Annotated in this window: 6 protein-coding genes; 5 read left to right on the top strand and 1 reads right to left on the bottom strand. The window is 67.6% G+C overall.

Annotated features, from left to right (window positions below):
• Nucleotides 1-343: 343 nt before the first annotated feature.
• A complete protein-coding gene (locus EX88_RS0121725; RefSeq protein ID WP_235186392.1) occupies nucleotides 344-796 on the bottom strand; it encodes a hypothetical protein in 453 nt (150 codons plus the stop codon).
• 101 nt (nucleotides 797-897) lie between these two features.
• Between EX88_RS0121725 and sufT the strand changes: the two genes are divergently transcribed.
• The 5 genes from sufT to EX88_RS0121700 form a co-directional block, all read left to right on the top strand.
• Nucleotides 898-1,449, top strand: coding sequence for a putative Fe-S cluster assembly protein SufT (gene sufT, locus EX88_RS0121720; RefSeq protein ID WP_031374079.1), 552 nt, complete (start codon nucleotides 898-900; stop codon nucleotides 1,447-1,449).
• Nucleotides 1,450-1,886: 437 nt separating this feature from the next.
• Nucleotides 1,887-3,665 carry a S8 family peptidase gene (locus tag EX88_RS0121715; RefSeq protein WP_051885413.1) on the top strand — a complete coding sequence of 593 codons (1,779 nt, stop codon included), beginning with the start codon at nucleotides 1,887-1,889 and terminating at the stop codon, nucleotides 3,663-3,665.
• A gap of 598 nt (nucleotides 3,666-4,263) precedes the next feature.
• Complete coding sequence (locus EX88_RS0121710) at nucleotides 4,264-6,042, top strand: S8 family peptidase (RefSeq protein ID WP_051885412.1); 1,779 nt, start codon at nucleotides 4,264-4,266, stop codon at nucleotides 6,040-6,042.
• A 285-nt stretch (nucleotides 6,043-6,327) separates the two neighbouring features.
• Nucleotides 6,328-6,846, top strand: coding sequence for a hypothetical protein (locus EX88_RS0121705; protein ID WP_031374076.1), 519 nt, complete (start codon nucleotides 6,328-6,330; stop codon nucleotides 6,844-6,846).
• A gap of 433 nt (nucleotides 6,847-7,279) precedes the next feature.
• The coding region (locus tag EX88_RS0121700; RefSeq protein WP_235186391.1) for a M12 family metallo-peptidase at nucleotides 7,280-8,741 on the top strand (1,462 nt) is incomplete at its 3' end.

The raw sequence follows: 8,741 nt of genomic DNA, 5'->3' as shown, positions 1-8,741 counted from the left end.
AAAAGAAAGTTACCCGCCGCTTTAGTGGCGGAAGCTTTAGGCGTTTGATCCTGATCCTGCTTGAACGATGCACCGCGAGACCGAAACGGTGCGGTCGCGGCTCGCGCCGCTCCTACCCCCGCGACGGCACGCCGCTTTCGATGAACGACACCGGCGTTGATGTTTCTGCGCGTTCCTTGATCGCGGCTTGTGACCGAAGGAAATCCAGTAGGACGCCGCTCTTACCCCTGCGCAAGCGAGAGGCTTCGATAGGTGTCGAGGGGCGTTGTTGTTTCTGTGCGTCCCGTGGTCGCGGCTCACGCCGCTCCTACAGGGGCAGAAACCCCTGCCCCAAACGCCAAGCTCAGCGCGAAGCCAGCACCGCCACCACCGCGGCCGCGGCCAGCCAGGCCAGGTCGGTGCCGGTGTTGGCTAGCTGGATCAGGGTCCAGGCGAAATGCGGCCCCAGCTTGGTCGCCGCCTCGAGCGGGTCGAGCCCGAGCATGGCGCCGACCTGGGACGAAGCGATGCCCCAGTTGGCCACCGCGACGATCACGGCGGTCGCCGCCAGGCCCAGTGCCGCCCGGCGCGGGCCCGGGCGCCAGCCGCCCAGGCGCAGCATCCAGGCGATGTCGAGCGCCCCGAACACCGCCATCCAACTGAACTGATGGTCGTAGGCGACCGAAAACAACACCCAGAACGCCGCGAAACCGAAGGTGCCGAGCAACAGCAGCAGCCAGGAAAACGGGGTGATGCGGCGTTCGCGGCGATCGGCCGAGGCTGGGCTGCGCTGTTCGGTCGGGTGGGCGACGGTCATGGGCGGAACACTGTGGGCGGGGCAAGCCCTACAGCATAGCGGCCCCAGCCCGGTAGAATGGTGCGACTTGTGCTGCGGCACGGCATCCCCATCTTTCCGCCATGTATTCCCGCAGCAGCGAACCCGTCCGTTTCGAGCGCGATTGCGCCGTCGTCCTGGTGCCCCAGGGCGACCAGGTCACCTTGCCCGCGGGCAGCGTCGGCTATGTCACCCAGGCCCTCGGCGGCAGTTACACCGTTTTCGTCGAAGGCAACCTGTTCCGCATCGCCGGCCGCGACGCCGACGCGATCGGCAAGGAGCCGCCGGAACCGCTGGAATTGCCCGAAGGCGCCGACGACGAAGCCGTCGAGCAACTGGTGTGGCGGCAGCTGCGCACCTGTTTCGACCCGGAGATCCCGATCAACGTGGTCGAGCTGGGCCTGGTCTACGAGGCCACCGTCAAGCACCGCGACGACGGCCAGCGCACGGTCGAGGTCCGCATGACCCTGACCGCGCCGGCCTGCGGCATGGGCGACATCCTGGTCGACGACGTGCGCGCCAAGCTCGAGATGATCCCGACCGTGGCCGAGGCCGACGTCGAGCTGGTGTTCGACCCGCCGTGGAACCGCAACATGATGTCCGAGGCCGCCCGGCTCGAAACCGGCATGCTCTGAACGGAGCTGCGGCACCGCCGCTGCCGTTCGAACCGCGCGTCGCCGCCCTCCGCCGGCACGCCGCTTAGCGACCTGAACACGCTGAACCGACACGGCCGAGGGCTGTCGCCGGCATGCCTCGTCCTGTCTCTCGGCGAGGCCATTCATCGCGCCGCTGCGGCACCGGTGCGACGCGTTCATGTTTCCCACGGCGAAGCCGCATGCGCCCGCGCACTGTCGGAATGCGTGACAGAAGACACGTCCGGGGCCCTGTTAATTGGCCCGCGCCGGCTTGAAGGCACATTTGTCCAGCGCTTAGCGTGATAACGCGGACCGGGTCATAGCGAGTCCGTACACAAACAGCGCGGACGCTGTCGCGGACGACTCAACATCGGTTCGAGGCAGACCACCGCGCGTTGACGCCGTCATTCGGCACTTCGTTTTTGGGGGTTCCATCCATGTCCGATCGTTCCATGCGCGCGATGCGCAAGCACGCGCTCGCCGCCGCCACCGTGACCGCGCTGTCCTGCGTCGCGATGTCCGCCTTCGCCGCCGATCGCATCAACCTCGCCGCCCTGGCCAATGAAAGCCAGGACGAATTCATCGTCAAATACCGCGACGGCAGCGCCCAGCGCAGCAACGCCGCCACCCTCGAGCGTTCGCTGAGCAGCGCCGCGACCGGTTTCGCCGGCAAGGGCAAGGCGCTCGGCCTCAAGCACCTGCGCCGCACCGCGCTCGGTTCGGACGTGGTCCGCGCCGGCCGCAAGCTCGACCGCGTCGAAGCCGAATCGCTGATGCGCCAGATCGCCGCCGACCCGAACGTCGAATACGTCGAGCCGAACGCGCGCATGTATCCGACCGCCACCCCGAACGACACCCGCTTCGGCGAGCAGTGGGGCTATACCGATGCCGACGCCGGCATCAACGCCACCACCGCCTGGGACATCAGCACCGGCACCGGCGTGGTCGTGGCCGTGATCGACACCGGCATCGTCAGCCACACCGACCTCAACGCCAACATCCTGCCCGGCTACGATTTCGTCAGCGACGCCACCGCCGCGCGCGACGGCAACGGCCGCGATTCCGATCCGAGCGATCAGGGCGACTGGTTCGTCGCCGGCGAGTGCGGCCGCACCTACAACAGCAATTCGAGCTGGCACGGCACCCACGTCGCCGGCACCGTCGCGGCGGTGACCAACAACGCCAAGGGCGTGGCCGGCACCGCGTACAACGCCAAGGTCGTACCGGTGCGCGTGCTCGCCAAGTGCGGCGGCAGCCTGGCCGACATCGCCGACGCCATCACCTGGGCCTCGGGCGGCACCGTTTCCGGCGTGCCGGCCAACGCCAACCCGGCCGAAGTCATCAACATGAGCCTCGGCGGTTCCGGCGCCTGCGGTTCGACCTACCAGGCCGCGATCAACGGCGCTGTCTCGCGCGGCACCACCGTCGTCGTCGCCGCCGGCAACAACAACGGCAATGCCGCCGATGCGCGTCCGGCCAACTGCACCGGCGTGATCACGGTCGGCGCGGTCGACAGCGCCGGTGCGCGTTCGGTGTGGAGCAGCACGCAGAAGTCGAACTACGGCGCGGTGGTCGACATCGCCGCCCCGGGTTCGAACATCCTGTCGACGCTCAACGCCGGCACCACCACCCCGGGCGCTGAGAGCTATGCGTCCTACGGCGGCACCTCGATGGCGACGCCGCACGTCGCCGGCGTGGTCGCGCTGCTGCAGGCCAAGGCGACGACGCCGAAGACCCCGGCCGAAATCGAAACCCTGCTCAAGAACACCGCGCGCGCTTTCCCGCAGACGCCGGACCAGCCGATCGGCGTGGGCATCGTCAACGCCAAGGCGGCGCTGGATGCGCTCGGCGGCACCCCGAACCCGGGCACGCAGACCTACAGCAACGGCACCGACTACAACATTCCGGACAACAACACGACCGGCGTGTCGAGCAGCATCGCGGTGTCGGGCCGCACCGGCAACGCGCCGAGCAACGCTTCGGTGACGGTCAACATCATCCACCCGTACAAGGGCGACCTGAAGGTCGACCTGATCGCGCCGGACGGTTCGGTTTACAACATCCATAACCGCAGCGGCGGCAGCGCCGACAACGTCAGCGGCACGTTCACGGTGAACCTGTCCAGCGAAGCGCTCAACGGCACCTGGAAGCTGCGCGCGGTCGATGCCGCGGCGGTCGACGTCGGCCGCATCGACACCTGGAGCATCACGTTCTGATGGCGGGCCGACGGTCCGCATAGACCCAGGCGCAACACCGACCCCGGCTTCGGCCGGGGTCTTTTTTTGCCGCGCGGGGCAGGGCATCGGTTCGGACGAATACCCCGCGTACGCGCGATGCAGCGGCGCTCCGGGTGCGCTTCGACGTCCGGACGCGTGGTCGCTGAATGCGCAGTCGCTGAACGCGTGCCGGGTTGAAGCATGGCGGCTTGCAGCGGCGCAATGCGGGCTCGGCGTTGCGGATGGATCACCCGGGCATCGCGTCATCGCGGTGTCCAGGACGGCTCCCACGAAGATGTGTCCGGCGACACTTTTTCGCGCCTGAGGTAGGGGGTTTTTACGTTTTTACGTTGTGACGCTCGCCACACAAGTGCGTAACAAATGCGTGATTTGCTTCACTTTTACGCCACAAAACGGTGACGTCGATCTCTTGTCGTTGCGGCCGCGCAATCGTTAGCGTGGATCGACGGATCGCATCGGCTTTCGCCGGATGCGCTTCGCGAACAAGTCCGGGCATCGCGGCGTCCTCGTCGTTGCCGACGGTCCACCGGACGACTCCGCCGTACTGCGGCTACTTCAGTTTAGGGGTTCTCAACAGATGTCCGTTCGTTCGAATCGCGTACACGCCCTTGCCGCCGCCACCGCCCTGGTGCTGGCTTCGACCGTCGCCGGCTCGGCTTTCGCCGCCGAGCGCGTCAACCTCAGCGGCCTGCAGACCGCCGCCAAGTTCGACCGATTCATCGTCAAGTACCGCGACGGCAGCGTCGAGCGCAGCAGCGCCGCGAGCGTGCAGAGCGCGCTCAGCACCGCCGCGACCGCATCGGCCGGCAAGGTCAAGGGCAAGGCCGCGCTCGGCCTGAAGCACCTGCGCCGCACCGCCATCGGCGCCGATGTGGTGCGCGCGGACCGTGCGCTCGATCGCGCCGAGGCCGAATCGCTGATGCGCCAGATCGCCGCCGACCCGAACGTGGACTTCGTCGAAGTCGACGTGCGCCGCCATGCCCTGCTGACCCCGAACGACACTCACTACGGCGTGCAGTACGGCTTCAACGGCGCCAACGGCGGCATGCGCGTCGACCAGGCCTGGGACGTCTCCACCGGCAGCGGCGCGGTCGTTGCCGTGCTCGACACCGGCATCACCCCGCACAGCGACCTCAACGCCAACATCCTGCCGGGCTACGACTTCATTACCGACACCTTCGTCTCGCGCGACGGCGACGGCCGCGATTCGAACCCGAACGACGAAGGCGACTGGAACAACGCCACCGAGTGCGACCAGCCCGGCTACGACGTCGACGCCAGCGATTCGAGCTGGCACGGCACTCACGTCGCCGGTACCGTCGCCGCGGTGACCAACAACGCCAAGGGCGTCGCCGGCACCGCGTTCAACGCCAAGGTCGTGCCGGTGCGCGTGCTCGGCCGCTGCGGCGGTTACGACTCCGACATCTCCGACGCCATCGTCTGGGCTTCGGGCGGCAGCGTGTCGGGCATCCCGGCCAACGCCAATCCGGCCGAAGTGATCAACCTCAGCCTGGGCGGCGGCGGCGCCTGCCCGAGCAGCTACCAGACCGCGATCAACGGCGCGGTCGGCCGCGGCACCACCATCGTCGTGGCCGCCGGCAACGAAAGCGCGAACGTCTCGACCTCGACGCCGGCCAACTGCGCCAACGTCATCGCGGTCGCGGCCACCACCTCGGCCGGCGCCAAGGCGGGCTTCTCGAACTACGGCACCGGCATCGACGTGTCGGCGCCGGGCGACCAGATCGCCTCGACCCACAACGGCGGCACCACCACCCAGGGCGCCGAGCAGTATGTGTACATGAGCGGCACCTCGATGGCTTCGCCGCACGTCGCCGGTGTGGTCGCACTGCTGCAGTCGAAGGCGACCACGCCGAAGACCCCGGCCGAAATCGAGACCCTGCTCAAGAACACCGCGCGTGCGCTCCCGGGCGCCTGCTCGGGCGGTTGCGGCGCCGGCATCGTCAACGCCAAGGCCGCGCTCGACGCGCTCGGCGGCGGCACCCCGCCGACCGGTGTGCAGACCTACACCAACGGCACCGACGTCGCCATCCGCGACAACGCCACGGTCGAAAGCAGCATCGCCGTGTCGGGCCGCACCGGCAACGCGCCGAGCAATGCTTCGATCTCGGTCAACATCGTCCACACCTACAAGGGCGACCTGAAGGTCGACCTGGTCGCGCCGGACGGCACGCTCTACAACATCCACAACCGCACCGGCTCGGGCACCGACAACGTCGTCGGCACCTTCACCAAGAACCTGTCGAGCGAAACGCTCAACGGCACCTGGAAGCTGCGCGTCAACGACAACGCCTCGCAGGACACCGGTCGCATCGACACCTGGAGCATCACGTTCTAAACCCGCCGGCAGGCTGCCCGTGAGGCTTGCCGACGTTCAGAACCCCGGTTTCGACCGGGGTTCTTTTTTTTAGGCTCGCGCGCAGTCACCGAGGTGAACGCACGCCGACTTCCGGCTGTGCCAGATAGCGCGCTCACGTCCGCCAACGAACGCGGGGAGTAAGCTCTGAACGTCGCCGGCAGCGGGCCGCGACCGGTCGCGATGCCCGATCTTTTCATCGCAAGATGCAACCCCGAACCTCAGGTTCATGCGTTCCATCGATACCCGCTCACAGGAGAAGCCCGCATGCCGTTCCCGATCCGTACGTTGTGGCTGTCGTCCACGGCCTTGTTCCTCTCCATTGCGATGACCGCCTGCATGGCCTCCAGCACCACTCCCGACAACACTCCCGGCGCGAGATCCCAAGTGAATTCCGAAGTCAATCCGGAAGTGAATCCGAACCCGAAGCGGGCGCCGGCCCAGGTCGGCGAACCCGCCGGCGGCGGCCCGTTCGCGCAGTTCATCGTCAAGTACCGCGACGACAGCGCGCCGCTCAAGCAGCAAGGCACGGTGCAGACGCGCCTGAACCAGACCGCGCAACGCCTGCAAGGCGTGGCCGGCAAGGGGGGCGCCCCGACCCTGACCTGGAAGCACCGCATGGGCATCAACGCCGACGTGTTCAGCGTCAGCCCGGCGCTCGACCGCGCCGGCGCGCAGCGCCTGATGCAGGCCTTCGCCGCCGATCCGGACGTGCAGTTCATCGAGCCCGACAACCACATCGCGCTCGATCCGATCATCCGCGGGCCGGAGGTCATCGAGAAGTAATCGCCGGCGCGACGCGTCGCCGGAACCTCCAGCAAGACTGCAAGAAATTCATTGACGCAAGGCACGCAATCTTCGCTGCGAAGCACAAAAAAACCCCGGCAAAAGCCGGGGTTTTTTGTTGCGCGAAAGGCGCCGTCGCGCGGAGGTTTTATCGCTCCGCGAGCGGCGGATTTCGCCTGCGCGAAAGAGTTTTCCGATGCATGACCTGCATCACGAACGGTGCCGTCTAATCGCAGGCCAAACCGTTGCCGCGGCCTTGCGCGAAACGTTAGCGTCGAAGTGCGGAGGGACGACGACTCGATCCGCAATCACGAAACGCCAGATCGGGGCACGAGGGCGAACAGGTACTGGCGAACAGGCCGCCTGCCTTCGATGTTCCGGCGATCACCTTTCGGCCGCGTTTGCGGCTTTACTTCCTTCGGGGGTTCCACCAATGACCAGCAAGTCTCGCAACCGCGTCCGTGCGCGCGGCCTGAACACCGCTCGCGTCGCCGTACTCGCATCCGCGATCGCCGCACTGCCGGCCTTCGCCGCACAACCGCTGTTCGTCGGCGACGCCACGCCGCGCGCCGGTATCGCCGGCAGCCAGGGCTCGTCCGCCCTAGGCCGTGCGCAGAGCCTGGCCGCCGCGCCGGCCACCGCCTCGCTGCGGCTCAAGCGCGCCGATGCCGCCGTGGTCAGCGCGCAGACGCGCGAAATCGAACTGCAGCTCGGCGGCCACCTGGTCAACGCCGTGCTCGACAACGTCCGCGAAACCCGCGGCGGCAGCACGGTCTGGATGGGCCACCTGCGCGGTACCGGCAAGGCCGCCGCCCGCACTGCGCGCGAAGTGCGTCACGACGAACGCAACTCGGTCGCCCTGGTGCGCCGCGGCAACGGCGTCACCGGCAACGTCCGCGTCGACGGCCAGCTGTATCGCATCCGTCCGCTCGCCGACGGCAGCCATGCGGTGATCGAGGTCGACGAAACCCGCATGCCGCCCGATCATGCCGCCGACTACAACGAGGCGAGCCTGCCCCAGATCGACATGCGCGCGGCCGCCACGCAGGCCGCCCGCAGCGGCGGCCTGGTCGGCCCGGCCGCGACCGAGCCCGGAGCCACCGCCACTATCCGTGTGCAGGTGGTCGCGACCAACGACGCGGTCACGGCCTATGGCGGCGATATGGAGGCGCTGGTCGAACTGGCCGTCGCCGAAAGCAACCAGGGCTACGTCAATTCCAACGTCGGCATCAACATGGTGCTGGCCAACTACCGCACCGTCCAATACACCTCGGTCGGCGACGGCCACGCCACCGACGTGGACCGCTTCGAAGGTACCAACGACGGTTACATGGACGACATCCACGGTACCCGCGACGCCAATGCTGCCGACGTCAATGTCCTGGTCATCAACGACGACAGCAACTGCGGCCGCGCGGCCGCGATCGGTTCGAACGCCGCCACCGCGTTCGCGACCGTGCACTACGATTGCGCGACAGGCTACTACAGCTTCGCTCACGAGATCGGCCATCTGTTGTCGGCCCGTCACAACCAGCAAAACGATCCGAATACGCTGCCTTACGCTTACGGTCACGGTTACCAGTACATGCCCGCGCAGGGCGCTCGCTGGCGCACCATCATGGCCTACCAGTGCCCGGGCACGGCCTGCACCCGCCTGAACTACTGGTCCAACCCGGACGTCACCTATGGCGGCGTGGCGATGGGCACGGCCGATGTGAACCACAACCAGCGCGTGCTGGTGCAGACCAAGGCGGCGATGGCGGCATTCCGCGCCGACCCGGGCGCCAATGTCGCACCGGTGGCGAATTTCAGCTCCAGCGCCAGCGGCCTGACGGTGAACTTCACCGACAGCTCCACCGACAGCGACGGCAGCATCGCCTCGCGCAGCTGGAACT

Source organism: Lysobacter antibioticus (genome assembly GCF_000731095.1).
Classification (GTDB): domain Bacteria; phylum Pseudomonadota; class Gammaproteobacteria; order Xanthomonadales; family Xanthomonadaceae; genus Lysobacter; species Lysobacter antibioticus_B.
The sequence above is the reverse complement of the archived record's forward strand: the minus strand, read 5'-3'. Positions and strand labels throughout refer to the sequence as shown.

Excerpts from the sequence above, each read along its gene's own strand:
- EX88_RS0121705 (WP_031374076.1), top strand. The coding sequence starts at position 6,328 with ATGCCGTTCCCGATCCGTACGTTGTGGCTGTCGTCCACGGCCTTGTTC.
- EX88_RS0121725 (WP_235186392.1), bottom strand. The coding sequence starts at position 796 with ATGACCGTCGCCCACCCGACCGAACAGCGCAGCCCAGCCTCGGCCGAT.
- sufT (WP_031374079.1), top strand. The coding sequence starts at position 898 with ATGTATTCCCGCAGCAGCGAACCCGTCCGTTTCGAGCGCGATTGCGCC.
- EX88_RS0121715 (WP_051885413.1), top strand. The coding sequence starts at position 1,887 with ATGTCCGATCGTTCCATGCGCGCGATGCGCAAGCACGCGCTCGCCGCC.
- EX88_RS0121710 (WP_051885412.1), top strand. The coding sequence starts at position 4,264 with ATGTCCGTTCGTTCGAATCGCGTACACGCCCTTGCCGCCGCCACCGCC.